Genomic DNA, 25,063 nt, shown 5'->3' on the forward strand with positions numbered 1-25,063 from the left:
AGTTATAATATTCAAAAAATGTATCGTTTAATTTATCTCCCGGCTAGTCCATTTGCAGTTCACTTCTCTTGTTCCTAAGATCGGTACCATTTTGCATTAACGCCTTCAGATTCAGCATATAGAATGTCCATCCCGTTTTGCAGCCAACATAAAAATTCATTTTCGATTCTTCATCTGTCGGGATTTTTTCCTGGGTGAGTCTAAGAACCGTTTGTTTATTTTCCTCTACCACCTTTACTGAAACAATTCCCGCCTTCCCAAAAATGAACCTCAGGAACTCACTTTCTTTAGGAGTTAAGATCTCTCCATGTTCTTCCATACTTTCCGGCCAGCCAAACCATTGCCATCTATAGGTGTCCCCAGGGTGAAACTTTTCCTCTCTTTTTCTGATCTCTCCCTTCGGGGTTTTAAATTCGGCTAGTTTTAGAAACCATTTTTCAAGTTCGGCCTGAGACATCCAGGAATCGATAATATCGTCTTTGGGTTTGTCTAAAGGAAGGTTTACAGTGAATGTACTCCAGTCCGGTCTTTTTTTATCTTCCATGACCTAAATTTTTTATATCAATTAAGATTGATGAATCTTACTTAAATTTAAAGAAAAATACCATGTCTGAAAAGTATAAAATACCTGCCAGGACCAGAATTGGTCATGTGCATCTCAAGGTTTCAGATATTGAGAAAGCCTTGACATTTTACAGGGATCTTCTGGGATTTGAGGTTACTGAAAGAATCGGGAATAATGCCGTTTTCCTATCTGCGGGAGGATACCATCATCATATTGGTTTGAATACCTGGCATAGTGAAGGCGCATCTAAAGCGACAAAGTCGGGAGTAGGGCTTTTCCATGCAGCGATTTTATATCCCACACGTAAGGATCTGGCTTTTGTGGTGAAGCGTTTATTTGAAAAAGGCTATCCTATAGAGGGGGCTGCCGATCATGGCGTTTCGGAAGCGATCTACCTGGATGATCCCGATGGAAATGGAATTGAATTGTACTGGGATAAACCAAGAGAAGAATGGCCGGAAGATGATGAAGGTGGAATAAAAATGTATACACATAGATTAGACCTTAAGTCTTTACTTGACCTGGTTTGATATAGGAGATTTTCTGATTTATAATATGATATAGTAGGGTTTTAACTAATGCAGAATGATTTTTTAATCGCCTAATTTTATTGTTTAAACCTTAAAATTAAGATCATGAAAATGTTAGTTAAAATTATCTGCCCCATAGAACCCTTTAACTCAATGGTCAAAGATGGCTCGGCAGGTGAGGTCCTTGGCAGGATAATAGAAGAGACCAAGCCAGAAAGCATTCATTTTACCGAAGTTGAGGGATGCCGTGGAGCCATTATGGTAGTTGAGGTTGGCGGAGCTGGTGATATTCCGGCTATTGCAGAACCCTGGTTCCTGAATTTTGAAGCGATCTGCGAATTCAGGATTGCCATGACACCGGATGACTTGATGAAAGCAGATCTTGAAAATCTGGGAAAAAAGTGGAGTTAACCTATAAACATTAATAAAGTAAATGTTTTAGCCTGTTGAAATGGCCGGGTAATATTTCTTTTTCAACCAGAAAGATACCCGTACCAGAAGTATCAGGGCCGGAACTTCTACAAGTGGGCCTATAACCCCGGCAAAAGCCTGACCACTGTTAAGGCCGAAGACTGCTATTGCTACCGCTATGGCCAGTTCAAAATTGTTACCCGCTGCAGTAAAGGATATGGATGCATTCTTATCATAAGATGCGCCCATAGCTTTACTCACAAAAAATCCTATTAAGAACATTAAACTGAAATAGATAAGAAGCGGAATAGCAATCCTGATTACGTCCATTGGAATTTCAACAATCAGTTCTCCTTTTAAGGAGAACATTAGTACGATCGTGAATAAAAGGGCAATTAAGGTGATTGGGGAAACGGCAGGAATAAATTGGTTTTCGTACCATTGTTCGCCTTTCAGTTTTACAAGTAGCAGCCTGCTTAAGATTCCGAGCGCAAAAGGTATTCCTAAGTAGATCGCAACACTTTCGGCAATGGTAGCTATGGAGATGTCGACTATGGCTCCCTCAAAACCAAATAGGGGAGGGAGTTTGGTAATGAACAGCCAGGCATAAAAACTATAGGCAAAGACCTGAAAGATACTGTTAAGGGCTACCAGTCCGGCGCCATATTCGCTACTACCTTCAGCCAGATCGTTCCAGACCAGGACCATGGCGATACATCTTGCCAGTCCAATGAGAATAAGGCCTACCATATATTCAGGATGATCCTGTAAAAACAGAACCGCAAGCAGGAACATCAGGAACGGCCCAATGACCCAATTAAGGATCAGTGAGATGCTCAGGATTTTCACGTTCCGAAAAACCTTTGGTAGTAACCGGTATTTCACTTTAGCCAGGGGAGGATACATCATCAAAATAAGTCCTATCGCAATAGGAAGATTGGTTGATCCGCTGCTATAAGAATTTATATTCTCGGGAATTGAAGGTATGAAATAACCTAAGCCTACACCGATTCCCATGGCCAGAAAGATCCACAAGGTGAGGTTCTTATCCAGAAAATTTAATTTTTTCGCCATGTTATTTTATATTTTCAAATACATAGATCAATTCAGAAGCGATCTGGTCACTACGCTCATCATACTTTTCCGTGACTTCGGGAGTGCCGTCAAATTCTTTTGGATCTTTGTAGTCCAATGCAATTCTGGCGTCAGCTCCGGGTATAAAGGGGCAGTTCTCATCTGCATGGGAACAGGTCATCACAGCTGCAAAGCCTTCAGATGGATTCTTTTTTGAATCGTATTTCTTGGAATAACAAACCTCTGGTTTTTCCTTTTCAGAATATTTGACTTTAAAATGGGGGTTGTCACCTTCTTCTTCATCTATTTGAAAACCTGCTCTTCTAAGAGCCGCTATCGCATTCAGATGGAATGCTGTTTCTTCGGTACCCCCTGAAAAGCATTCGACATCTACTCCAAAATAGACAGAAATCGTTTTTGCCCATACCTGACCCAGTTGACTGCGTCTTGAGTTGTGCGTACAAATAAAATTAAGCAGCACCGGTTTCTCTTCATCTTTTTTCTTCTGAATGAAGTTTATCAGAGGTTTTAGGACCTCTTTTCGGTCAGCAGGGATTTTAATATTTTTGAGTTTTTGAATTTTTTCCTGTAACTCAGGAAATAGATTTGATTGGGACATAGTTAGGTTTTTTTAGCAGCAGCCGCTGTCAGGTTCACAACACGAGCTTTGAAGTTCTGAAAGCTTCACTTTTGGCTTTCTTTTCGGTATTCCACATTTATCCTTCGCGAGACAGTCGGTTTTAGTGTTATGCATCAGGAAATTCTTCCCGTTAAAATCAACTTCATATTTTTCAATACTCGTTCCCTGGTATTCGATCTCCAACTCCGCATCGGGAAGTTCCAGTTTTTCTTTTGCGAGTTCAATAATCCCAATCAACTTATCCGGATGTAGGCGGTGGGTATAATCGTTCGCTTCCCAGAGCTGGAAAGAAATTCTTTCCTCGTTTCTAACTGTTCCTCCACAATCTATAAACTGCTTGTTGATCTTCCCAATTTCAGTTACATGAAAATGTTCGGGAACCAGTTCACCGGATGGAAGTTCAAATCCAATTTTTTTCATTCCGGACAGAAGATCATTGAATTCTGAAAGTTTCATAATATTATTTTTTTAGCAACAATCACCGGGTTCACAATTCGCAAACCTGTCAAACATTCCGTTGAAAAGTTCCTGAACAATTCCCCATTTTTTCGGATTTATGCAGTAGCTCATGGAAGCCCCTTCAATATTTCCCTGAATGAGCCCGGCATTCTTGAGCTCCCTTAAGTGCTGACTTATTGTTGACTGGGCCAGTTTCAGTTCGTTTACCAAATCTCCATTAATACATTTATTTGACTCCAGTAGATACTGAAGTATGGCAATTCGGGCAGGGTGAGCGAAAGCTTTTGCCAGACTGGCAAGCTCATTTTGCTCTTTGGTAAAAAGATTTGTTTTGGTGATGCCCATAGATAAAAACTGTATATTGCAATATTACGATGAATAGGTCTTGGTAGCAAATTTTTGTACTGGAAATTATAGAGATAATCTTTTTCCTCCCAGGGCTGCCGACTCATTTATCTTTTCTACTATGGCAATATCCTTTAGCCCATCTTCTCCTGGAACCAGTACCGGTTTATTATTAATTATAGCCAGGGCATCATCGTCCATTTGTACCGCCTGCTGATTTTTCCCCATAGGAGCTAAAATTTTCCCATCGCTGGTTTTACCTCTTACTCCAGAGTAGGACTGCATAGGTCTTAAATAATACCAGCCATTTTCACAGGTTACTTCCAGGTTGTTAAGGTTTTCTCCAAAACTGGTCTTTCCATCAACAATGATACCTTCCGGAAACTCAAGTTTAAATGTTGTAGTCTCATCTACCTCATCAAATATTTCTGGTCTCCTGGTAGATTGTGTGGCTGACACGCCAACTGGTTCCAGCCCCGTGGAATAACGTGCCGCATTGATGGAATAGACACCCATATCGTAGATAGCGCCGCCGCCCATATCCTTTTCAAGCTTCCAGGGGTTAATGGTACCGCCATTATAGCCTGCTTCAGAAATCACGTGCTGAATTTTTCCATAGGGTTTTGTTTCAGCCCATTTCATAATGGTTTGGGTATTGGTTTCATGTTGCATTCTGTAGCCTATGGAAAGTTTAACCCCGTTCTTTTTACAGGCATCGATGATCTGCCTGCACTCTTCTGCCGTCCTTGCCATGGGCTTCTCGCACCAAACATGTTTCCCAGTATTTGCCGCGATTATGGCATATTTGGCATGCAAACCCGTTGGGAGTACAATATAGATCACATCAATATCATCATTATTGGCAATCTCATGCATATTCTTATAATTGTAAACATTGGTGTCTTTTATCCCGTAGCGCCTTTGCCATACTGGGATCTTTTCGGGGCTTCCCGTCACAATTCCTCTAAGTTCACAATGATCTGTTTGTTGCAGGGCAGGAGCGAGCAGGTCAGTACTGTAATATCCTAAACCTACCAAAGCCACGCCCAGTTTTTTCTGATTATTAGAAAACAGATTTCCAGGAAAGGGTAATAAACTGGCAGTGATAATTAAACCCGATTTTTTGATAAAATCCCTTCTCTTTTCCATAATTCTTTGTTTAAACGGAATTTAAGCATTTTAAAATTAAGTTTATAAAAGAATACTTTCCTACTATAAAATAAAAAAAGCTGCCTTTTTATGACAGCTTTGGTATAATGGATTAAGCAATTCTAATAATAGGTATAAGTGGTAGTTTCACCGTTTGTTTCCCTTTTCACAGCTTTTCCTTCAGTATCGAACTGGTAAGTAAAACTATAGGACAGATCTACACCGTTTTCCAGAATCCTGTAGGAGCCCGGAAGGTTCTTCTGTGCTGCAAGGCTTGGAACTATCTCATTCACAGGGAACCAGTTAGGCTTATCTAAATAATTGTCATGATAGCGCTGTGAAATTACGGCATATCCATCTATAGAATTATCAGGAATAAAAGTTATTTGCAGTCTTAAATTTCCGTCAGGAAAATATAGATAGGAGTATACAAAAGATTCCTTGTATCCACCATTTGGATCCTGATAATAAACATGCTTACTACCAATATTTCCTTCCTCATTATAATTGTATTCTGAAAAGGAAGTTTTTATTCCGTTTTGGATGATCTCAGAACTACGGATGATATCACCATCCCAGTAAAAGTATTCATCATGGTTTTCGTTATAGTTGATCCTGGCTATTTTTCCATACCAATAATAATAGGTTTCTGTACCGGTAAGCAGATTTGGAGTCTCTTTTCTCCATTCAATTTTATGAATTCTACCCTCAGGAGTATAGGTATAAGTGTTTTTTACCTTCCAGTTGCCTGTTATTGTTTCAAAGGATTTTGGCTTTCCATAAAGTTCATCATCAATTAGCTCAACGGCAAGGGTTTTCTTTTCTCCCATAATAAAACCTTCAGATACCGCATTAAGATCGAATAATATATCTTTCATTCCTTTTATAACATTATCATTTTCCGGAACGATACTAAAGGAAGCATTACTTTCACCTTCTTCGACATTGATAGTAATGATTTTATTCGCTGCTGAAGGCATTGTATAAAAATTCAACCCTTCAGGTATCGCAATAGCTATTTGAATTAGACCGTCTTTAATCGCCGGTTTACTGAATTCAAGTTTTACTTCTAAGCTACCGGAGTTTTCAAACAAGGTAATATCGTCTCCAAATTCTACTGCTGAATTAGAGGGTTGCGGAGCAGGTTCTTGTGGTGGAATGCTTTCATCATCGGTTGAACAGGAAGCTAATAAGACCAATAGAAAGCCTAATAAAATTGATAGTGTTGATTTCATTTGATAAAAAATTAATTAAAGAATTGATGATTAGATGGTCCGATTTCCAATTTGTCTGCCTGGCAGCAAAGGGAGTTGATGAGTTTTTTTATTTCCGGTTCTTTAATTAAAAATGAAATTACACTTTAATAACTACTCAGGTTAAAATTTGTTACAGTGTAAAATTATTTTTTAAATATTCTATTGAATTTAAAACCAATGTAATAGGTGTGATTTTCTTTATGAATTTTGGATTCTAAGCTTCAAAATTAATTAATAAGTGACTTAAATATTCGTTAATATTTTAAGCGAGATTGACTTTACTACAACTGGTCTATTTCCCACAAAGTTTTAGCCCAGTATTGATAAGAATCTAAAGAAATGCAAGCCCGGAATGGCAAAGTTGCCCAGTTTGAATTAGTCCGGATTTTTTTTCGGGAAATCCCTTCTCTTATTCATAAGGTGTTTCCCTGCTTATAAATTAGGAATTTAAATACTTAAAATGATACTGCGGATAGGACCCCGTAATTTCCCCTGATAATTAAGTTTTAGTTAATTTTTCAGAAAATTTTAAGCTAAACTAAAATGACCCAATCTTAAAAAGGGTTAATTATCATAAAGGCAACAAAGCCTTAACGCTTTGTTGGCATTGAGTAGGGGATTGGGTGATTAATTTCACTTTGTAAACCAAACTACCTATATGATGAGACGCTTCAGCAGATTAAGAAGTTTTGCTTTATTATTCTTTAGTAGTATTATTCTTTTTTCCTGTAATTCTAATACGCAGGTAGCCGACACTTCGGTTTCAGAACCTGTACTTAGTATGAAGAACCCGGTAGTGAAAAAGGAACCTAAGATTTTTCGTGACGAGGTAAATTACAAACTGGATTCCCTGAATTCCACTACAGATATAGATAGCCTGTATAATATCTATGGGGAGGAACAACTGGAGACTATTCTTGCTATTAACCGTATAGAGAGACGTAGGTTAAGACCGCAAAGACCTATTGTAATTCCGGAATGCGCGTCAGCCGATTTCAACACTTATAGTCCGTTTCCCGAAGAGGTGTATTTTTTGAAATGTATTCCCAAAACAGTATTAATATCTCAGAGAGTGCAGGCCTTTGGTCTATATGAGAATGGTGAACTGGTAAAATGGGGACCTGTAAGTACCGGGAAACGTTCTACCAGAACTCCAAATGGTCTCAACTACGGAAATTATAAGGCTAAACGTAAGATCAGTACTGTTGATGAATCCTGGATCATGCCTTATTATTTTAATTTTATGAATTTCGAAGGTATCGGAGTTCATCAGTATTCTATGCCTGGATATCCCGCCAGTCATGGTTGTGTGAGGTTGTACATGGATGATGCGAAACATATCTTTAACTGGGCCGAAATGTGGGAAGTAGAGAATGCTCAAATTACCCGGAATGGGACACCTTTCATGGTATTTGGAGAATATGATTACGATTCTGAAAAACCATGGTATGATCTTTCACAGAATATGAAAGCGAATGATCTTACCCAGGATGAGATAGAGACCTTAAAAAAATACGTTGACCAATATCAGGCCGACCCAAGAAATTTTGGAAAAGTGACTTCTGAAGAAGGAGCTCTGGGAGAAGTGTAAATGAATATTTTTTGATTAATTTGTGACTCAAATAAATCAAAACAATGGCTAAATTTAACTTTTCTCGAATAATATTTTCACTGGTTCTCTTATTATTTACAATGAATTTAATTGCACAGGAAACCAGTATAATGATAAGGGCCAAAGCAAAGGATGCTAAATTCATTGGATCTTCTATTGGTGGAGCAAAGATCTTGGTAAAGGATGCTTTAACAGGAGAGATACTTTCTGAAGGTATAACTAAAGGAAGCACAGGTAATACTGAAAAGATTATGAATCAGGACTGGAAGCGTAACCAACCCATTTCAGAGGAAAATACTGCCGGTTTCAATGCGGTTATTGAAATTGAAGAACCTGTATTTGTAACTATTGAGGCTTATGCTCCTTTTAATAAAAAACAGGCCACTGTACTTAGCAGTACTCAAATATGGGTGATTCCTGGAAAGGATATCACCGAGGATGGAGTGGTGCTGGACGTTCCGGGTTTTGTGGTAGACATTCTCTCGCCACAAACCCACGAAAGGATTAAAGCAACTGAAGAAGTCGAAATAAAAGCAAACATAGTTATGATGTGTGGTTGTCCAGTGACCAAAGATGGCATTTGGGATGCTAACCAGTATGAGGTTACGGCTGTGATCACCAATGACAGTGGAGAGTCAACAGAAATAAAATTAGAGCAGAAAGAAAAGCCCAGTACTTTTTCTGCAAAGATCAAGCTTGAAAAAGGCTTATATGAAGTGTTGGTCTATTCTTATGACCCGGTAACCGGGAATACGGGTGTTGATAAGGTCAACATCATAATCAATTAAATTTTCAGTAATCCCAGGGATTCAATAGTCCTGAGTACCCCGTTATCATTATTGTCATGGCTGGTTACAAAATTACTGGCCTGGATGATCTCAGGATGTGCATTCTTCATTGCATAGCTGTGCTTTGCGACCTGCATCATTTCCAGATCATTCAAATAATCACCAAAGACCAAAGTTTCTTCAGGAGAAATACCTAACTCTTTTTGGATACCTTTTATGGCGTTACCTTTATTGGCATCAAGGGCAGTAATATCAATAAACACCTTTGCGGCTATGGCGACTTTAAACCTGTCTGTGTAATTCACGAAATGGGGAAAAGTGTTGTCTTCCACGCCGTTGAAATTACATAAGGTAACCTTTAGGTACGTGTCTTCTACCTTCGTAAGGTCGTCAACAACCTGAAGCCGTTCATAGAATTTTGAAATTTCACTGAAAAATTCACTGTCATCCGTTTCAATATAGGCAGATTCTTTACCGCAAAGCACCAGATTGGTATGTTCCAGTTTTCTGCCCATTTCAATGAATTCAACAGCAGCATTTTTCTCTATAGGATTTACATATAATTCTTTTCCTTTATGAGATACATAGGTTCCGTTTTCAGCAAAAAACATGGTCCTGTCTTTAATTCTCTCAAATTTAGATTCAAGATTATAGAACTGACGGCCACTGGCAATGGAAAATAATATACCTTTTTTGGTAAGATGTTCCTCGATTTTCCAGAAATCGGGGTGCAACTCATGATTGTCATTCAGCAAGGTCCCATCAACATCGGTTACAATAAGCTTGATCATATATTTGAATTTTCTAAAGGGCAAAAGTATGGGATTGATACTTCATTCATTTTAAATTGGGATTAAATTTTTGATTAAGGCTATAAAAGAATCCTATTTTTTTAATCTTTAAGTCTCTGACATACAAAATCTTCTGATTTTTTATTTATAAATATTCTAAATAACCTTTTATTTCTGAATTCTGTACTATAGTTTTGCGGCTCTATTTATATACAGTCTAAATAAAAACTATCTATCAATGAGCCATAAAATAATATGTTTTTGTGCATTCGTGCTTAGCCTTCAGATTGGATTCACACAGGATTCAGGTAGTCTTAAAGGAAAAGTTGCCGATGTAAAAGGCAATATGATCTCTGAAGCTAATATAAATATACAGGGTACCAGCATAGGGACGCAGACCGATAAAACAGGAAGCTTTATGTTGGATAAAGTACCTACTGGCAATTATTTACTTCGGGTTTCATATGTAGGCTTTGAATCGAAAGAAATAGCCTTTTCAATCAGGTCGGGATCACTGACGAGCCTTCCTTTGATCATTTTAAATTCTAAGGAAGAACAATTAAGTGAGGTGATAGTCAGGGGAAATGGGAATGCCAATACTTTTGACAGGAAAAAGAGCCGGTATGTGGCCAAGTTGCCTTTGGAGAAGATAGAGAACCCGCAGGTGTATGATAATATAACCGCCGAGCTTCTGGATCAACAGGTGGTTACTAATTTTGACGATGCTCTGAAGAATAGTTCTGGCATCACGAAACTCTGGGAATCTACTGGTAGGGGTGGAGACGGCGCCGGATATTATTCCCTCAGAGGTTTTCCCGTTCAACCCACTTTGGTAAATGGCCTTCCCGGACTCACCAATGCCAGTCCTGATCCCGCCAATATCGAGACCATAGAAGTAATAAAAGGTCCATCGGGTACTCTTTACGGAAGCAGTCTTATCTCTTACGGAGGCCTGATCAATATTAGTACTAAAAGACCTTATGATTATTTTGGGGGTAATATTTCGTATACCCTTGGAAGTTTCGGTCTGAATAGGGTTGCGGCCGATATTAATACTCCTCTTGATGAAGAGGAGGAGGTAGCCTTAAGGTTGAATACAGCCTATCAGACCAGAAATTCGTTCCAGGATGCAGGACTTTCGAGATCACTTTTCGTTGCTCCTTCATTAAGCTATAAGGTTAATGAAAGGTTATCCTTTTTTGTGAATACCGAATTTTATAATGGAGAATCTACAAACCCCACCATGCTTTTTGTGGATCGCGGAGCACCTTTAAGGGTAACCAATATCGATGAACTTGCATATGATACAAACCGTTCCTATACGAGTAATGATCTTACCCTGGAAAATCCGAATTTCAGTCTTCAGGCTCAGATGAATTATGACCTTTCTGATTCCTGGACCTCACAGACTGTGGTTTCCAGGGGAAGCTCAAAATCAAAAGGTTATTATTCCTATCTATATGAAACCACCAGGTTTTACCAGGGCAGGGAAGAGGTAGAAGGTGAAGTGACCAATCTTGATGAAGGAGTTGTTTTTACACGATACATGAATAATCAGAACTCTACCACTCTAACTACCGATATTCAACAGAATTTTATAGGCGATTTTGAGATCGCCGGGATGCGAAACAGAGTGGTTGCGGGACTGGATTATTTCCAAAGGCATATTACCGATAATGGCACCGGTTACAGGGCTAACGGGAATGTTTATATAGGCAACGCCAGTCTGCAAAATGTAAATGAAAGCGTTTATAGTATCTATGATCCAAACAGCTATATCACTGATGGTGACAGTGGAATACTTTCTACGGCGGCGGTAGACGGGATCCTTGAAAATGTAGACAGGAATAATCGTAATACTCAGGAGGATATTTATAGTGCATACGTTTCAAACGTTCTTAATATTACACCGAAACTTTCGGCAATGGTAAGTCTCAGGTTGGATCAGTTCGAAAATGAATCGAATAGCCAGACGGCCCTTTCTCCAAAATTCGGCCTGGTCTATCAGCCTGTCCTGGAAAAAGTCTCCATATTTGCCAATTATCTTAACGGCTTTAGTAATGTTGCTCCTTCCGAAGTCATTGACCAGGGAACCGGCGAGACCAGAAGGATCGTTTTCGATCCCGAACAAGCCAGCCAGTTTGAAATTGGGGCCAAACTGAATCTCCTGAATGATCGGCTGTTTGCAACTTTCAGCTATTATGATATCCAGGTTGAAAATATCGTTCTTGGCAGTGGTTTTGAAGCTACTCAGGATGGAGAAAGGTACAGCCGTGGTTTTGAAACAAGGATCACTGCAAGTCCTTTAGAGGGGCTTAATTTGGTTGCGGGGTTTAGCCATAACAACAGTAAGGTGACCAAAGCGGCTGAAAATGACGATTTCCTTGGGAAACGTCCGGAATCTGCAGGGCCAGAAACTTTGGCCAACTTGTGGGCCAGCTATAGGTTCAGCGAAGGCAGGATGGAAGGTTTCGGTCTTGGATTTGGCGGGAATTATGCCAGTGAGAACATGATCTTTAACCGTAACCTCGGGGGAACCTTCACTTTACCATCGTATGCTGTACTTAATGCAGCCATCTTTTATGATGTAGATAAGTTTTCTGTGAATCTGAAACTGAATAACCTTACCAATAAGGATTATTTTAATGGATGGTCTACCATCAATCCTCAGGCTCCGCGAAACTTTGCGGCAGCGTTAACCTATAAATTCTAAGATTTGAATTAGCCAGGGATCGCCAACAGGCGATCCCTTATTCGTATGAAAAAGAACAGAAGAAGAAATATTGTTAAGAAATGGGCGGGCCGTTTACACTTATGGCTGGGTCTTGTTACCGGACTGGTGGTTTTTATTGTGGCTGTAACCGGTTGCATCTATGTTTTTCAGGATGAGATCAAAGACCTGGTTCACGACTGGAGAAAAGTCGAACTAAAGGATGGAACTTTCATAAAACCTTCAGAGCTCCGGAAGTCGGTTAAAGAGCGCTATCCAACTGCCAGCAGCAATTTTATTATCTATGCGGGAAAGGATCGTCCTGCTGCAGTGTATAGCGTGGATGAGGACAAGCAGTATTACTTCCATTTCGATCCGTATTCTGGAGAATTTCTACATGCTCAGGATTTTGATGCTGACTTTTTCGATATTGTGCGTAACCTGCATATGTACCTGCTTTTGCCAGAGAAGATAGGAAGACAAATAGTAGGTGTATCAACTATTATTTTTCTTATAATGCTGGTAACCGGTATCATACTCTGGTGGCCCAAAAAGCTGAAGAACCTTAAGAAGAACCTGAAGGTGAAATGGGATGCCCGTTGGCGCAGGTTAAATTATGATCTCCATAATATTAGCGGATTCTACGTGCATATTCTGGCAGTTATAGTCGCGATAACCGGACTTTATTTCTCTTACGAATGGGTTAGCGATGGGATTTATTACCTGGGAAACCTGGGGAAAGAGTATGAAAGTGACCACCATATAGAAAATATAGAGCGAAAGCCAATGATTTCAGAAGATCCAATGGATATCGCCTTCTATGAAACCATAAAGATTAAACCCGAAGACGAGATGTATTTCGTCTGGACCGAAGGAGATGACCATCCGCTGGTAACCGGCACTTATCCGGAATCTTTAGATTTCGATCATCAATCAAACTTTTATTTTCACCCGCAGACCGCAGAATTATTACAGACTCATTTTTATTCAGAAAAAAGTACGGGATTGAAACTTCAGGAAATGAGCTATGGTCTACATACTGGCCAGTATTTTGGATTAACCGGAAAGATATTAGCCTTCTTCATAAGCCTGTTCGTAGCTTCGTTGCCAGTAACCGGTTTCCTGGTATGGTGGGGAAGAAAAAACCGGATGAAACATCTAAGAAGTTAGAGTAGGGACTTAGAATAGAATCGCGTCCACTATTCCGCTTACAATAGCTATAAAAGTGGCAAGCCATACTGAGGCCCAGAAGCCGTGGGTCTTGAAATCATCACTTAATTTATCGGCAATTTCAATTACAATGGCATAGGCAATGATCCTTGTAATAAAACCAATTCCGAGGAAATAGAATATTCCAAGGGTAGCTATTGTGAGGATGGCATTGAGCAGCCAGCTGAGAAGGAAACTTAGAATTCCGATGATAAATGCCACTACTACTGCCGATCTGAAACCTTTTAATTCTACACTGGTCATCAATTTAGCAGCAAGCAGAAGAACAAGGGCATCGATGATAACATGTATTACCCATTGAAGCATATCTTTTGGTTTTGGTTAGAAGCTCCCCTAAGATAGCAAAAAAGGGATAAAATATCAGGCTCACTTAAGTCTTGCTTCCAGCGTGCGCGGTTTCTTCTTCAGAAGAACTTCCCAGAGTGCCTTGAAATTAGCTAGTTTTTCTCTCTGTTTTAAGCGATATTCCGTCTGGTAGTGTCTTTGATTTGCAACGAATCCATGGTAATCAAACCCCAGGTTTGAAGCTATGAAAAGAGTTCTGGGAAGATGGAATGCCTGGGTTACCACCGTAGCACTTTCTATATCGAATAATTTCCCTGCCCGGTACATACTGTCATAAGTATCCAGGCCTGCGTGATCGGAAGTGATGAGACTTTTATCAATTCCCTTTTCTTCGAGGTATTTTACCATAGCAGCAACTTCATTGTAGTCATCACTGCGATGATCACCCGTAACAAGAAAGTTATTCACCTTGCCATTTTCATATAGTCTAATTGCAGTATCCACACGATCCTGCAGTATAGGGGATAGTTTACCATCAGCATGCACACTGGCACCAAGAATGATTACGGTTTCAGCAGGGGGAAGTCGGGAAATATCTTTGTAAATGAGACCGGCGGTTTGTCTTTGAAAGATTGCCTCAACGCCCAGGACAAGAAAAATGATCAGCACCAAACCGATGACCGAAGCAAGAATTATTTTTTTTAGACGCTTCATTAATGACTGATGATTATATAACCGAAGATAACCATAATAATTGGATGTATCAGATTAATTTATGCGGTAACGTCTTTGTAAGTATAGACATTGTGTACATTTGTAAAATATTATCCTGGTATACTATGAGTAATATAAAAGCTTTAAACTGGCGTTACGCGACCAAGAAATTTGATTCTTCACGCATTCTTACAGATGACAAGATAGATGTCCTTAAACAGGCTTTCAACCTTACTGCAACCTCATATGGACTGCAACCCCTAAAAATGCTTGTGATCTCCAATAAGGAGCTTCAGAAGAAATTAAGAGCATATTCCTGGAATCAGAAACAGGTGGATACGGCATCTCATGTGATGGTGATTTGTATAGAGAATGAAGTTGATGAGAAGTTCATTGCCAATTATTTTAAGCGCGTAAAACATGTAAGGGAAACGCCGGATGAGATCCTGGAACCTTTTCAGAATTCGCTGGTAAATGATTTTAAAACCAAAGCTCAGGAAGAGATCGAAGCCTGGGCTATAAATCAGGCATATCTAGCCTTAGGAACTTTGCTTACTGTTTGTGCTGCAGAAGAAATTGATGCCTGCCCTATGGAGGGCTTTGAGCCGGAAAAGTATGATGAGGTATTAGACTTACACGAAAAAAACCTGAAATCTGTACTTGTACTACCTGTAGGCTACAGAGCCAAAGATGATATGTTCTCCAGGTTCAAAAAGGTGAGGAGACCTCTTGATGAGGTGATCATAGATATTGACTAATAGTTCACGTATTCTGTGATCTCCAGTCCGTAACCTATCATTCCTACACGTTTGGTCTGCTGACTGTTGGACAGGAGCCTTATTTTATGGATCTCAAGATCATGAAGTATTTGTGCTCCAATTCCAAAATCCTTATTGTCCATTTTAACTGGTGGGGCTTTAATATCCCCTTTTTTCTGGCCTTCTTTCAACTCGGCCAGACGGCTCAGAAGGTTTAATTTTTGGGTTGCTGGATTGATAAAAACAATAGCCCCGCGGCCTTCTTCATTGATAGCCTTAAACATGTTATCCAGTTTCTTGTCGGCATCATTGGTAAGGGTTCCAAGAATATCATTATTGACAAGGGTAGAGTTGACCCTGACCATTATCTCTTCATTAGGTTTCCAATGACCTTTGGTAAGGGCAATATGTACCTGGGAATTGGTAGTTTGCTTGTATGCCCTTAATCTGAACTTTCCAAACTTGGTTTCAAGATCAAAATCCTCTTTCTTTTCAATAAGGGAGTCATGTTGCATTCTGTAGGCTACAAGGTCCTCAATAGAGACGATCTTAAGATCAAACTTTCTGGCTACTTCCATCAATTGGGGAAGACGTGCCATGGTTCCATCTTCATTCATTATTTCCACAATAACCCCTGCCGGTTCAAAACCAGCCAGTCGGGCAAAATCTATGGCAGCTTCCGTATGGCCTGTACGTCTAAGTACGCCGCCTTCCTTGGCCTTAAGCGGGAAGATATGGCCAGGCCTGTTAAGGTCGTGTGATTTAGTTTCTGGATCTATGAGTGATTTTATGGTTTTGGCCCTATCTGCAGCTGAAATACCGGTAGTAACACCTTTTCCACGAAGGTCAACTGAAATTGTGAAGGCCGTTTCCATGGGGTCAGTATTATTACCAACCATCATATCCAGTTTCAGTTCGTTACATCGTGGTTCTGTAATGGGAGCGCAAATGAGTCCGCGGCCGTGAGTTGCCATGAAATTGATCATTTCCGGGGTCACTTTTTCAGCAGCTGCAAGAAAATCTCCTTCATTTTCGCGGTCAATGTCATCTACCACGATGATCACTTTCCCGTCCCGGATATCATCAATGGCTTCCTGAATACTGTCCAGTTTTACCGAATACTTATTATTTTCAACCTGGGCCATAAGATCAATTTTGTGGCTGCAAAGATATTTATTCTGTTTTACTTTTATCTTTGAAAAGCCCGGCTTTTTTAAAGAGTTTTTTCAATGGCTCAATGAAATTGTCAAATGCGAACAGTCCCTGATCGGTCGTTGCCCTGTAAGTGAGATAGATGCCAAGAGGCAGCATGATCCAGGTAGATAACCAGGTGGCTACAAAGGCGCTTACACTACCGTCTTCAGCCGAATTCTTTGCAAAGATTCCTATAAAATGATAGGTAAGGAATAAAAGTATGGCCACTACTATAGGAAGGCCTATGCCTCCTTTTCTAATGATAGCTCCCAGAGGTGCACCTACGAAGAAAAGAACGATACAAGCCACGGCCAGAACATATTTCTCGTGCAGAGCAATCTCAAACTTATTGATCTGTTTGATATTAACTCTAAATTCCTGCTCTTTCATGGCTAGGTGGGCAACGGCAGAATTGATGGTGCCAAGGGCCAGATTAGTGATCTGTGCTCCATCGTAAGTATTGAAATGGGATAAGAGTCCCTCTTCAAAAGCTATAACCGTGTCTCTCGGTCTAAAATTCGTGCTAAGTGTTGTCACTCCGGTCCTTCTGTACATGTCTTTTCTAAACTGGTCCATTCGGGTATTATAGGATACCGAAAAGGAATCTATACTTTCGTCGAGCTCTGAGATCTTCAGCATTCCGTGATAGGAGGTGGTGCTTTCATCTTCCAGATCCACATTGTTGAAGTCAGAAAGGTCTATATTTATCACGTATTCATCAAAATAGCTCTTGGTGAACGGTTTTTTCTTTCTCTTTTCATAATCGCTGGGCTGAATCTCGTCATAGTAGTTTCCTTCCTTCAGGATCAGTGAAAGCACATCAGAATCTGTACTGCCAGCCAACTCGCCCTCTTTAGCTTTAATTACTGTATAATTCCCTCCATTGGAAGTCTTTTGGTGGATGATAACATCGGTAAGATACTGATCGTTCTCGCCACTTTTATCTTCGACCTTGATGTTAAAAGTACCAATATCGTTAAAGACCCCTTCGGTAATCGCCATTGCCGGTTTAAGCTGGGCTATATTTTTACGGAGGTTTATAGATTTGAATTCTGCTGCCGGGATCACATTATTTGCAAAAAAGAATGCTACCAGACTTACAAAAAGTATAAAGAAAGTAAGGCTGCGCATGGCCCTTTGTAAGGAGATGCCTGAGGATTTCATCGCTGCAAACTCATAGTTTTCGGCAAAGGTACCAAAGGTCATGATGGAGGTTAGCAGGATGGTGAGCGGTAATACAAGAGGAACCAGTTTAGGCGAGAAGTACAGAAGGAATTTCATGATTACTTCCACATCCAGGTCTTTACCGGCCAGTTCACCTATGTAAAGCCAGATCGTCTGGAGAACAAAGATGAACATGAGAATGATAAAGACCGAAAAAAAAGTTTTTAAAAAACTGGTTAGTATGTACCGGTCAAGTATTTTCAATTTAGTCTATTCGGTTGATGTAATAATCGCTGTAGCGATCTTCGTCAAAGGTAAACAGATTTTTCGCCAGAGGTTGATCTGTCTTGAAGCTTTTTACGGTAATAGTGATCTTTGTTCCGTTATCCTGTGTTTGAATAAGATTATAGATATGTTTAGTTTCCTTATCTATACCTAAAAGTATGTTCTTGATCTCGGCTTTAGTGTCTTTAGGGGTTAATTTTACATACTGTATCTCACGTCCTTTAATGTTCTGGGTAATATCCATCTCATAGTTGTATCCATCTTCATAAAAGCTGAACATTTTTGAAGGGGTGATGTTGTTATTGTCTTCTTCTACGTAACTGGAGATATTGATTTCTTCATCTTCAGGAATGATGGTATAAATCTTTTCTCCATCAAACATTTGTGTTGTACCCATAAGGTTTAAAACATATTTCTCACCATCGATACTTACATCTCCTCTCGCTTCCTGATTCACATTTTCTGCAGTGTTCTCCAAAGCATATTTGAATTCGATCACCATATTATCATAAGACTTAACTTTTGATGATACTTCATTCAGGAGTTTTTCAGCTTTCTGGGAACTTTGGGCCTGAACATTAAAAGACAGAATTGCGGCCAGGATGAATATTAGTTTTTTCATTTTGATTTTTTAATTGTTTGGTTCTTCATTTAATAGTTGATCTAATGCCGCCAGATCTGTGACTAAAACCTGTCTTGCCTTGCTCCCTTCAAAAGGACCAACGATGCCTGCGGCCTCCAGTTGGTCTATTATTCTACCGGCTCGGTTATATCCAAGTTTCAGTTTCCTTTGAAGCAATGATGCAGAACCCTGCTGGGCTGTTACGATCACTTCAGCGGCTTCACGGAACAGTTTGTCCCTCTCGCTCACATCTATATCAACTCCTGTGCCACTTTCCTCTCCTTCATAGGCGGGCAACTGATGTGCATCCGGATAGGCTTTTTGCGAGCCAATAAATTCAGTGATCTTATCGACCTCCGGAGTGTCCACAAAGGCACATTGCAGCCTTTTCAACTCATTCCCCTGGGTAAAAAGCATATCTCCACGACCTATAAGCTGATCGGCTCCCTGATTATCCAGAATGGTCCTGGAATCAATTTTAGAGGTAACCCTGAATGCTACACGGGCAGGAAAGTTCGCTTTAATGATACCGGTAATCACATTAACCGAAGGCCTTTGTGTGGCAATAATGAGGTGGATTCCAATAGCACGTGCCAGCTGGGCCAGACGGGCAATAGGCGTTTCCACTTCTTTTCCCGCGGTCATGATCAGGTCAGCAAATTCATCTACTACCAGCACGATATAAGGTAAGAACTTATGTCCGTCATTTGGGTTAAGCTTCCTTGCCTTGAATTTTGTGTTATATTCTTTGATATTCCGGCACATTGCATCCTTAAGCAGTTCGTAACGGTTATCCATTTCGATACATAGTGAATTAAGGGTATTTATCACCTTGGTATTGTCAGTGATAATGGCCTCATCGGTATCGGGTAATTTGGCCAGATAATGCCTCTCGATCTTATTGAAAAGTGTAAGCTCCACTTTTTTAGGATCTACCAGTACGAATTTCACTTCTGCAGGATGTTTACAGTAGAGCAGGGAAGTAAGTATGGCATTTAATCCAACAGATTTACCCTGACCTGTAGCACCGGCCATCAACATGTGCGGCATCTTAGCAAGGTCCACTACAAAAGTCTCGTTAGAAATGGTTTTACCAAGAGCCAGGGGGAGTTCCATTTCCGCATTCTGAAATTTTGCGGAAGAAATAACCGAACGCATAGAAACTATGCTTGCATTTTTATTTGGAACCTCGATACCAATAGTTCCTCGTCCCGGGATTGGTGCAATGATCCTGATCCCAAGGGCGGAAAGTGATAACGCAATATCATCTTCAAGGTTTTTGATCTTCGAGATTCTGATCCCTGCTTCAGGAACTATCTCGTATAAAGTAACCGTAGGACCAACCGTAGCTTTGATCTGTGCAATTTCGATTTTATAATTCTTAAGGGTATCTACGATACGATTCTTATTTTCTTCAAGTTCTTCCTGATCGATGGTAATGGATCCGCCGTAATCCTTAAGTAGTTCTATTGTGGGAAACTTGTAATTCTTTAGTTCCAGGGTGGGATCAAATTCACCAAAATCCTTAACCAGTTTCTTACTTAGATTATTCTCTTCTTCCTCTTCGGGAGCCGCTTCTATCTCCATAGCTACATCATCTTCGGGAGCGGTGTTTATTTCCATCTGGGGGGAAGGTTCTTTTGCTTTTTTCTCTTCTGGTCTATCTTCAGAAAGATCTATACTTTGCGGTTTTTCGTCCCCAGGGTTTTGTTTTTTAATTGTTTCCTTTTTCCAGTCTAATTCCTCTTCAGTTTCAGAAACCTTGGGCTGATTTTCATCAAAGACTTCCTTAATCTCATTTCTTCCACTTTTGAAGTATGCTCCTATCATTTCAGGAGTCACTTTCAAACGTATGGCCAGGTAGGCAATGAATAGAAATAGCATAAGCAGCACAGTTCCGAAGAAGCCCAGATAATCCTGGAGAAAATCATTCATCTCATAGCCAATTCTCCCTCCAAGAAGCGCATTACTTTCCGCAAAAAAACCGAAGAAGACAGAAAACCATATCATCACCAGAATTCCCCAGAACCAGAACTTGCGAATATTGGAACTATTAAAACCAAAAAAAAGATAGACTCCGCTTAAGAATGTCAAAAATGCAATGGTGAAAGAAGCAATTCCAAAACCCTTATAGATAAAAAAATCACTTACGGTAGCTCCGAACTTGCTGAGCCAGTTTCTGGCTTCAGCTTCTCTGTTTGCAAATTCGTTAAGAATGCTTTGATCTGCCTGCCAGTTAAAAAGAAATGATATAAAAGCTACAATCAACGCAAGACCAAAAAGCATTAGGAAACTTCCTAAGACCACTTTCTGTTGACGGTTCAGTTTAAGTGAGAAATTCCGGGTTTTTTTTGTAGTTTTCTTGGTCTTAGCTTTCTTTTTAGCCATATGCAGGTTAAAGGATTTCGGCAAAAATACAAATTAGCCTTTTCCAAATTAAGGAAAAAAAACTTCAATTTTAAAAGTTGACAGTATTTCTAGATGCACTACGCTAAATGAAAACCTTAAAATAAATAAATTATTGCAAAGAGGTTTATGAGAAAATATAAGGAAGGTAAATAAAGCCCGCAATAATTACAGCAATAAGGGCAGCTATGAATACTGAACCGGCAGCCACGTCCTTAATATGGCCTATCTTATTATGAAAATCGGGATGTACAAAATCTGCCATTGCCTCAATGGCTGTATTAAGTCCTTCGCTAGCCATTACAAGACCAATAGCAAAGAACTGAAGTATCCATTCGGTTCTGGAGATCTCAAAATACCACCCTGCTATACTAACTAATATTGAAATTACGAATTGTACCTGGATACTTGGCTCGTGTTTTAACAATAACCAGGCTCCTTTAATTGCATAACCTCCTCCTCTTATTCTTTTTCCGAGGAAACTGTCTTTCATAATAATGTTTTCAATGCGGCAAGATAATCGGGTTCATCATCTATATTTGGGACCTGCTGGGAGTGGATAACGTGTCCGTTTTCGTTTAGAACTATAACTGCCCGTGACAGGAGGCCTTCCCATGGACCATCGATCATTTCTACCCCATAATCCTTGCCAAAGTTTCTTTCTCTAAAGTCGGATAAATTAACAATATTTTCCAGACTTTCATTTCTGGTAAATCGTTGCTGGGCGAAAGGCAGGTCGCGGGAGATGCATAAAACCGTTACATTTTCCAGCTCGTCGGCCTTTTTGCTGAAATTTCGAACGGAGGTAGCACCTACACCGGTATCTATACTGGGGAATATATTCATGATGATCCTTTTTCCTTTATAGTCATCTAGATTCGCGATAGAAAGATCTGATTTAAGAAGTTCAAAATGTGGTGCTTTTTCATCCAGGGAAGGAAGATTGCCATATGTAGTTACCTTTTCATCTCCAAATTCTATTCTCGCCATAACAATTATTTTATAAGAAATATAAATTTAGAAGATTGTAAATGGCTTATTACTAAAATTTTCATAAAAACAACAAAGGGCTGTTTCCTTCTGAAAACAGCCCTTTTGAAATGATTTGTAAAGAAATTTACTGGTCTATTGAGCCAAGAACTTTCTTTACGAAATTATTTGCGGCATCCCTTTCAGGAACACCGTCCTGTATCATTTTATGAACCTCTACAGCGCCACAGAGATTGGTGAGAAGCTCACCTATTACGTCCATTTCTTCTTCAGAAACCGAACGATGCTCGGTGAAATTCTCAAGCACTTCTATAGTATGCTCAAGCTTCTCAGCCTCATTGTTCTTCTGCAGATGTCTAATTACTGGTAACTTCATCAACTAAGTTTTTTAACTGGTCAAATTTGTTGGTTTGAACCTGATTCTTAAAACTTCCATTTTTGAAGGTCGCGAAGGTTGGCAGGTTGTCTACCTTGGCCAGTTTTCTTGATTCCGGAAATTTCTCGGCATCTACCAACACGAATTGTGCATTCTCATTTTCAGAAGCCAGTTTTTTAAACTTTGGCTTCATGAGACGGCAATTACCGCACCATCCGGCCATATACTGAACCACAACAGTATCGTTACCTTCTATTAATTCGCTTAAGTTATCCTGATCTAATTCCTTAATCATAGCAATTTTTTATTTTAATTTAAACTCAGGTAGCTTGCAACACCTTCTCTGTCAGCATTCATTGCTTCCTTACCTTCTTCCCAGTTTGCAGGACAAACTTCTCCTTTTTCCTGTACGTGGGTGTAGGCATCGATAAGTCTAAGGAATTCGTTTACGTTTCTTCCAAGTGGCATATGGTTAACGCTTTCATGGAAGATAGTTCCTTCCTCATCGATAAGGTAAGTTGCGCGGTAAGTTACGTTATCACCCTCTACCGTAAGAGCTCCTGTCTCATCATCATAAGATTCGTTCATGATATCAAGGATATCAAGTCTTGAACTTAGATTACGGTTAGAGTCTGCAAGTATTGGATAAGTAACACCTTCAATACCACCATTATCTTTTGGGGTATTTAACCATGCAAAATGAACCTCAGGGGTATCGCAGGACGCTCCGATCACCATAACATTTCTTTTTTCAAACTCTTCCATCGCTTTCTGGAAGGCATGAAGTTCGGTAGGGCAAACAAAGGTGAAATCTTTTGGGTACCAGAAAAGCAATACTTTCTTGTTGTTCTTCTGAGCTTCTTCCAAAACGTTTATTTTGAAAGTGTCTCCCATTTCGTTCATAGCGTCTACGCTAAGGTTTGGAAATTTTTTTCCGACTAAAGCCATATTATTAGATTGTTTTTAAATTAAACTTTTTCTCTTTTTCTTCGGGTACAAAATTATAAACTTAGATCGTTCATGAAAGGCCGGAAAATTCTTAAATTTTATTGTCTGATAGGATTTGGTTATAGTAAATACCTTATTCAATAAGAGGTCTCTATAATTGTCAAATTATCAGGTTTTTAAGCAGAGGTTTAAGGCTTTTGCAATACTATTTACCGGCAAGTTTTTTAATTTTTATTCCGAAGGCTGCGAATAATAAAGTCATAAACGGACTCAGGTAATTGAAGAAAGCGTAACCAGCATAAGAAAGTACCGGAACCCCTAATACTCCGCTGTGATAAGCACCACAGGTATTCCATGGAACCAATACTGAAGTTACCGTTCCTGAATCTTCAAGACTACGGCTTAGGTTTTCTGGTGCCAGGCCTTTATCTCTGTATGCTTTTGCAAACATTTTACCGGGAACTACAATTGCCAGGTATTGATCTGATGCAGTAACATTCAATGCCAAACAGCTGAATACCGTACTTGCGAATAATCCAAAAGTTGTGTGGAACATATCAAGTAAGGCTTTACTGATTCTGGCAAGTGCTCCAATGGCTTCCATGATCCCTCCAAATACCATTGCACAGATGATGAGCCAGATCGTGCCCAGCATTCCAGCCATTCCGCTGGAAGCGAAAAGGTCATTCAATGCTTCAGAATCGGTTTCTACCGCCGTGTCTACGGTGATGGCATTCATAATTCCTTTATAACCACTTATAAAATTGAGACTTTCCATTCCGCTTACGGCAAGCACCACATCTGGTTGTGCAATAATAGCAGCCACGGCACCTAATAATGTTCCTATAAGGAGAGCGATAAGTGGCGATGTTTTCTTAATGATCAATACAATTACAATCACCGGTACCAGGAAAAGCCAGGGGCTAATATTGAATGAAGCGTCAATAGAATTTAAAATTGAGGTGGTATCTGTGGCTCCTTCAGTATTCAAATTCAATCCAATTATTACAAAAACCAGGATCGTTATTGTGATAGTAGGTACGGTGGTAAGGGCCATATATCTAATGTGTGTAAAAAGATCGGTTCCTGCCATGGCCGGAGCAAGGTTCGTCGTGTCGCTTAGGGGAGACATCTTATCCCCGAAATAGGCTCCCGAAAGTATGGCGCCAGCGGTCATCCCAAGGGAAATATCCAGTGCATCTGCAATTCCTACCAGGGCGATACCAACGGTTGCAGAGGTGGTCCAACTACTTCCTGTTGCAAGGGAGATCACGGAGCAGATTATCACACAGGCCGCGAGGAAAATAGTAGGATTTAATATCTGAAGTCCATAATAGATCATAGTAGGTATGATGCCGCTTATCATCCACGTACCTGCAAGTGCGCCTACCATTAAAAGTATAAGAATAGCTCCTGCCGTACTTTGAATGTTTTTAGCAACCTCATCGATCATGTAGTCGAACTCAACCTTATTGAAAAATCCAACAATGGCTGCAACCCCGCCTCCCAGAAGGAGAATGAACTGGTTTGAACCACTAAGGGCATCATCACCATATACAAACACATTAAAAGCAAGCATTCCTATCAGGGCAATTACAGGGATAAGAGCTTCCCAGATATTCAGCTCCCTGTTTTCAATGATTGGTTCATTTTCAGGGTTAGCAGTAGAGTTTTCCATGAAGATATTTTTAAAAAATGAGACCTCACAGGTTCAGAAACCTGTGAGGTCTTTTTATTTTTTATATTAAGAGTTTTCCATTT

Annotated in this window: 27 protein-coding genes; 7 read left to right on the forward strand and 20 right to left on the reverse strand. The window is 39.8% G+C overall.

Going from position 1 to position 25,063, the window contains the following annotated elements; translation table 11 throughout:
- Nucleotides 1-43: 43 nt before the first annotated feature.
- Nucleotides 44-544, reverse strand: coding sequence for an SRPBCC family protein (locus LU635_RS16900; RefSeq protein WP_240100773.1), 501 nt, complete (start codon nucleotides 542-544; stop codon nucleotides 44-46).
- Nucleotides 545-606: 62 nt separating this feature from the next.
- On the opposite strand from LU635_RS16900, the gene LU635_RS16905 reads away from it, so the two are divergent.
- Together LU635_RS16905 and LU635_RS16910 are read left to right on the forward strand one after the other, a co-directional pair.
- Nucleotides 607-1,095, forward strand: coding sequence for a VOC family protein (locus LU635_RS16905; RefSeq protein ID WP_240100774.1), 489 nt, complete (start codon nucleotides 607-609; stop codon nucleotides 1,093-1,095).
- A gap of 105 nt (nucleotides 1,096-1,200) precedes the next feature.
- A complete protein-coding gene (locus LU635_RS16910) occupies nucleotides 1,201-1,506 on the forward strand; it encodes a panthothenate synthetase (protein WP_240100775.1) in 306 nt (101 codons plus the stop codon).
- 27 nt (nucleotides 1,507-1,533) lie between these two features.
- Here LU635_RS16910 and arsB read toward each other — a convergent pair whose 3' ends face one another.
- From arsB to LU635_RS16940, 6 genes are all read right to left on the reverse strand, one after another.
- A complete protein-coding gene (gene arsB / locus LU635_RS16915) occupies nucleotides 1,534-2,580 on the reverse strand; it encodes an ACR3 family arsenite efflux transporter (protein ID WP_240100776.1) in 1,047 nt (348 codons plus the stop codon).
- Between the two features lies 1 nt (nucleotide 2,581).
- Complete coding sequence (locus LU635_RS16920) at nucleotides 2,582-3,199, reverse strand: low molecular weight phosphatase family protein (RefSeq protein ID WP_240100777.1); 618 nt, start codon at nucleotides 3,197-3,199, stop codon at nucleotides 2,582-2,584.
- Nucleotides 3,200-3,211: 12 nt separating this feature from the next.
- Nucleotides 3,212-3,676, reverse strand: coding sequence for a DUF6428 family protein (locus LU635_RS16925; RefSeq protein WP_240100778.1), 465 nt, complete (start codon nucleotides 3,674-3,676; stop codon nucleotides 3,212-3,214).
- Between the two features lie 12 nt (nucleotides 3,677-3,688).
- Nucleotides 3,689-4,024 (reverse strand): ArsR/SmtB family transcription factor, encoded by a 336-nt coding sequence (locus LU635_RS16930; RefSeq protein WP_240100779.1) that lies wholly within the window; start codon nucleotides 4,022-4,024, stop codon nucleotides 3,689-3,691.
- Nucleotides 4,025-4,090: 66 nt separating this feature from the next.
- Nucleotides 4,091-5,173, reverse strand: coding sequence for a Gfo/Idh/MocA family protein (locus LU635_RS16935; protein ID WP_240100780.1), 1,083 nt, complete (start codon nucleotides 5,171-5,173; stop codon nucleotides 4,091-4,093).
- 122 nt (nucleotides 5,174-5,295) lie between these two features.
- A complete protein-coding gene (locus LU635_RS16940; RefSeq protein ID WP_240100781.1) occupies nucleotides 5,296-6,408 on the reverse strand; it encodes a hypothetical protein in 1,113 nt (370 codons plus the stop codon).
- Between the two features lie 679 nt (nucleotides 6,409-7,087).
- Here LU635_RS16940 and LU635_RS16945 point away from each other — a divergent pair.
- A complete protein-coding gene (locus tag LU635_RS16945; protein ID WP_240100782.1) occupies nucleotides 7,088-8,020 on the forward strand; it encodes a L,D-transpeptidase in 933 nt (310 codons plus the stop codon).
- A 101-nt stretch (nucleotides 8,021-8,121) separates the two neighbouring features.
- Complete coding sequence (locus LU635_RS16950; RefSeq protein ID WP_240100783.1) at nucleotides 8,122-8,829, forward strand: hypothetical protein; 708 nt, start codon at nucleotides 8,122-8,124, stop codon at nucleotides 8,827-8,829.
- On the opposite strand, the gene LU635_RS16955 is transcribed toward LU635_RS16950, so the two are convergent.
- The gene (locus tag LU635_RS16955) at nucleotides 8,826-9,620 is read right to left on the reverse strand and encodes an HAD family hydrolase (RefSeq protein WP_240100784.1); all 795 of its coding nucleotides are present in this window, start codon (nucleotides 9,618-9,620) and stop codon (nucleotides 8,826-8,828) included. The genes LU635_RS16950 and LU635_RS16955 overlap by 4 nt on opposite strands.
- 238 nt (nucleotides 9,621-9,858) lie before the next feature.
- On the opposite strand from LU635_RS16955, the gene LU635_RS16960 reads away from it, so the two are divergent.
- A complete protein-coding gene (locus LU635_RS16960; RefSeq protein WP_240100785.1) occupies nucleotides 9,859-12,333 on the forward strand; it encodes a TonB-dependent receptor in 2,475 nt (824 codons plus the stop codon).
- A gap of 45 nt (nucleotides 12,334-12,378) precedes the next feature.
- Nucleotides 12,379-13,500 carry a PepSY-associated TM helix domain-containing protein gene (locus tag LU635_RS16965; RefSeq protein WP_240100786.1) on the forward strand — a complete coding sequence of 374 codons (1,122 nt, stop codon included), beginning with the start codon at nucleotides 12,379-12,381 and terminating at the stop codon, nucleotides 13,498-13,500.
- Between the two features lie 9 nt (nucleotides 13,501-13,509).
- Here the strand turns inward: LU635_RS16965 and LU635_RS16970 are convergent, their stop codons facing one another.
- The gene (locus tag LU635_RS16970; RefSeq protein WP_240100787.1) at nucleotides 13,510-13,866 is read right to left on the reverse strand and encodes a phage holin family protein; all 357 of its coding nucleotides are present in this window, start codon (nucleotides 13,864-13,866) and stop codon (nucleotides 13,510-13,512) included.
- A gap of 60 nt (nucleotides 13,867-13,926) precedes the next feature.
- Entirely contained in the window at nucleotides 13,927-14,559 is a 633-nt protein-coding gene (locus LU635_RS16975; RefSeq protein WP_240100788.1) for a SanA/YdcF family protein, read from the reverse strand.
- A 125-nt stretch (nucleotides 14,560-14,684) separates the two neighbouring features.
- Between LU635_RS16975 and LU635_RS16980 the strand changes: the two genes are divergently transcribed.
- Nucleotides 14,685-15,317, forward strand: a complete 633-nt coding sequence (locus LU635_RS16980) for an NAD(P)H-dependent oxidoreductase (protein ID WP_240100789.1) — start codon at nucleotides 14,685-14,687, stop codon at nucleotides 15,315-15,317.
- Here LU635_RS16980 and ribB read toward each other — a convergent pair.
- The 10 genes from ribB to nhaC all read right to left on the reverse strand — a co-directional run bounded on the left by ribB (nucleotide 15,314) and on the right by nhaC (nucleotide 24,980).
- Nucleotides 15,314-16,462, reverse strand: a complete 1,149-nt coding sequence (ribB, locus tag LU635_RS16985; protein ID WP_240100790.1) for a 3,4-dihydroxy-2-butanone-4-phosphate synthase — start codon at nucleotides 16,460-16,462, stop codon at nucleotides 15,314-15,316. The two genes, LU635_RS16980 and ribB, sit on opposite strands and share 4 nt — an antisense overlap.
- A gap of 28 nt (nucleotides 16,463-16,490) precedes the next feature.
- Complete coding sequence (locus tag LU635_RS16990; RefSeq protein WP_240100791.1) at nucleotides 16,491-17,939, reverse strand: LptF/LptG family permease; 1,449 nt, start codon at nucleotides 17,937-17,939, stop codon at nucleotides 16,491-16,493.
- 1 nt (nucleotide 17,940) lies between these two features.
- Nucleotides 17,941-18,582: an outer membrane lipoprotein periplasmic chaperone LolA1 gene (gene lolA1, locus LU635_RS16995; protein WP_240100792.1), complete on the reverse strand. Its 642-nt coding sequence runs from the start codon at nucleotides 18,580-18,582 to the stop codon at nucleotides 17,941-17,943.
- Between the two features lie 9 nt (nucleotides 18,583-18,591).
- Nucleotides 18,592-20,970 (reverse strand): DNA translocase FtsK, encoded by a 2,379-nt coding sequence (locus LU635_RS17000; protein WP_240100793.1) that lies wholly within the window; start codon nucleotides 20,968-20,970, stop codon nucleotides 18,592-18,594.
- Between the two features lie 145 nt (nucleotides 20,971-21,115).
- A complete protein-coding gene (locus LU635_RS17005; protein WP_240100794.1) occupies nucleotides 21,116-21,481 on the reverse strand; it encodes a diacylglycerol kinase in 366 nt (121 codons plus the stop codon).
- On the reverse strand, nucleotides 21,478-21,978 hold the full coding sequence (gene tpx, locus LU635_RS17010) for a thiol peroxidase (RefSeq protein WP_240100795.1): 501 nt from the start codon (nucleotides 21,976-21,978) through the stop codon (nucleotides 21,478-21,480). Before tpx ends, LU635_RS17005 begins: the two co-directional genes overlap by 4 nt.
- A 127-nt stretch (nucleotides 21,979-22,105) precedes the next feature.
- Entirely contained in the window at nucleotides 22,106-22,354 is a 249-nt protein-coding gene (locus LU635_RS17015; protein WP_240100796.1) for a DUF6952 family protein, read from the reverse strand.
- Nucleotides 22,335-22,649 carry a thioredoxin family protein gene (locus tag LU635_RS17020; RefSeq protein WP_240100797.1) on the reverse strand — a complete coding sequence of 105 codons (315 nt, stop codon included), beginning with the start codon at nucleotides 22,647-22,649 and terminating at the stop codon, nucleotides 22,335-22,337. Before LU635_RS17020 ends, LU635_RS17015 begins: the two co-directional genes overlap by 20 nt.
- Nucleotides 22,650-22,663: 14 nt before the next feature.
- Complete coding sequence (locus tag LU635_RS17025) at nucleotides 22,664-23,302, reverse strand: peroxiredoxin (RefSeq protein WP_240100798.1); 639 nt, start codon at nucleotides 23,300-23,302, stop codon at nucleotides 22,664-22,666.
- Nucleotides 23,303-23,507: 205 nt separating this feature from the next.
- Nucleotides 23,508-24,980: a Na+/H+ antiporter NhaC gene (gene nhaC, locus LU635_RS17030; RefSeq protein WP_240100799.1), complete on the reverse strand. Its 1,473-nt coding sequence runs from the start codon at nucleotides 24,978-24,980 to the stop codon at nucleotides 23,508-23,510.
- Nucleotides 24,981-25,063: the final 83 nt, after the last annotated feature.

The sequence above is a fragment of the Christiangramia crocea genome (genome assembly GCF_022410465.1).
In the GTDB taxonomy this organism is placed as follows: Bacteria; Bacteroidota; Bacteroidia; order Flavobacteriales; family Flavobacteriaceae; genus Christiangramia; species Christiangramia crocea.

Coding starts and splice junctions, on each gene's coding strand:
- LU635_RS16960 (WP_240100785.1), top strand. CDS start 9,859: ATGAGCCATAAAATAATATGTTTTTGTGCATTCGTGCTTAGCCTTCAG.
- LU635_RS16945 (WP_240100782.1), top strand. CDS start 7,088: ATGATGAGACGCTTCAGCAGATTAAGAAGTTTTGCTTTATTATTCTTT.
- tpx (WP_240100795.1), bottom strand. CDS start 21,978: ATGGCGAGAATAGAATTTGGAGATGAAAAGGTAACTACATATGGCAAT.
- LU635_RS16955 (WP_240100784.1), bottom strand. CDS start 9,620: ATGATCAAGCTTATTGTAACCGATGTTGATGGGACCTTGCTGAATGAC.
- nhaC (WP_240100799.1), bottom strand. CDS start 24,980: ATGGAAAACTCTACTGCTAACCCTGAAAATGAACCAATCATTGAAAAC.
- lolA1 (WP_240100792.1), bottom strand. CDS start 18,582: ATGAAAAAACTAATATTCATCCTGGCCGCAATTCTGTCTTTTAATGTT.
- LU635_RS16900 (WP_240100773.1), bottom strand. CDS start 544: ATGGAAGATAAAAAAAGACCGGACTGGAGTACATTCACTGTAAACCTT.
- LU635_RS16905 (WP_240100774.1), top strand. CDS start 607: ATGTCTGAAAAGTATAAAATACCTGCCAGGACCAGAATTGGTCATGTG.
- LU635_RS16930 (WP_240100779.1), bottom strand. CDS start 4,024: ATGGGCATCACCAAAACAAATCTTTTTACCAAAGAGCAAAATGAGCTT.
- LU635_RS16950 (WP_240100783.1), top strand. CDS start 8,122: ATGAATTTAATTGCACAGGAAACCAGTATAATGATAAGGGCCAAAGCA.
- LU635_RS16910 (WP_240100775.1), top strand. CDS start 1,201: ATGAAAATGTTAGTTAAAATTATCTGCCCCATAGAACCCTTTAACTCA.
- arsB (WP_240100776.1), bottom strand. CDS start 2,580: ATGGCGAAAAAATTAAATTTTCTGGATAAGAACCTCACCTTGTGGATC.
- LU635_RS17005 (WP_240100794.1), bottom strand. CDS start 21,481: ATGAAAGACAGTTTCCTCGGAAAAAGAATAAGAGGAGGAGGTTATGCA.
- LU635_RS16975 (WP_240100788.1), bottom strand. CDS start 14,559: ATGAAGCGTCTAAAAAAAATAATTCTTGCTTCGGTCATCGGTTTGGTG.
- ribB (WP_240100790.1), bottom strand. CDS start 16,462: ATGGCCCAGGTTGAAAATAATAAGTATTCGGTAAAACTGGACAGTATT.
- LU635_RS17020 (WP_240100797.1), bottom strand. CDS start 22,649: ATGATTAAGGAATTAGATCAGGATAACTTAAGCGAATTAATAGAAGGT.
- LU635_RS16925 (WP_240100778.1), bottom strand. CDS start 3,676: ATGAAACTTTCAGAATTCAATGATCTTCTGTCCGGAATGAAAAAAATT.
- LU635_RS16980 (WP_240100789.1), top strand. CDS start 14,685: ATGAGTAATATAAAAGCTTTAAACTGGCGTTACGCGACCAAGAAATTT.
- LU635_RS16940 (WP_240100781.1), bottom strand. CDS start 6,408: ATGAAATCAACACTATCAATTTTATTAGGCTTTCTATTGGTCTTATTA.
- LU635_RS16935 (WP_240100780.1), bottom strand. CDS start 5,173: ATGGAAAAGAGAAGGGATTTTATCAAAAAATCGGGTTTAATTATCACT.
- LU635_RS17000 (WP_240100793.1), bottom strand. CDS start 20,970: ATGGCTAAAAAGAAAGCTAAGACCAAGAAAACTACAAAAAAAACCCGG.
- LU635_RS17015 (WP_240100796.1), bottom strand. CDS start 22,354: ATGAAGTTACCAGTAATTAGACATCTGCAGAAGAACAATGAGGCTGAG.
- LU635_RS16965 (WP_240100786.1), top strand. CDS start 12,379: ATGAAAAAGAACAGAAGAAGAAATATTGTTAAGAAATGGGCGGGCCGT.
- LU635_RS16970 (WP_240100787.1), bottom strand. CDS start 13,866: ATGCTTCAATGGGTAATACATGTTATCATCGATGCCCTTGTTCTTCTG.
- LU635_RS16920 (WP_240100777.1), bottom strand. CDS start 3,199: ATGTCCCAATCAAATCTATTTCCTGAGTTACAGGAAAAAATTCAAAAA.
- LU635_RS17025 (WP_240100798.1), bottom strand. CDS start 23,302: ATGGCTTTAGTCGGAAAAAAATTTCCAAACCTTAGCGTAGACGCTATG.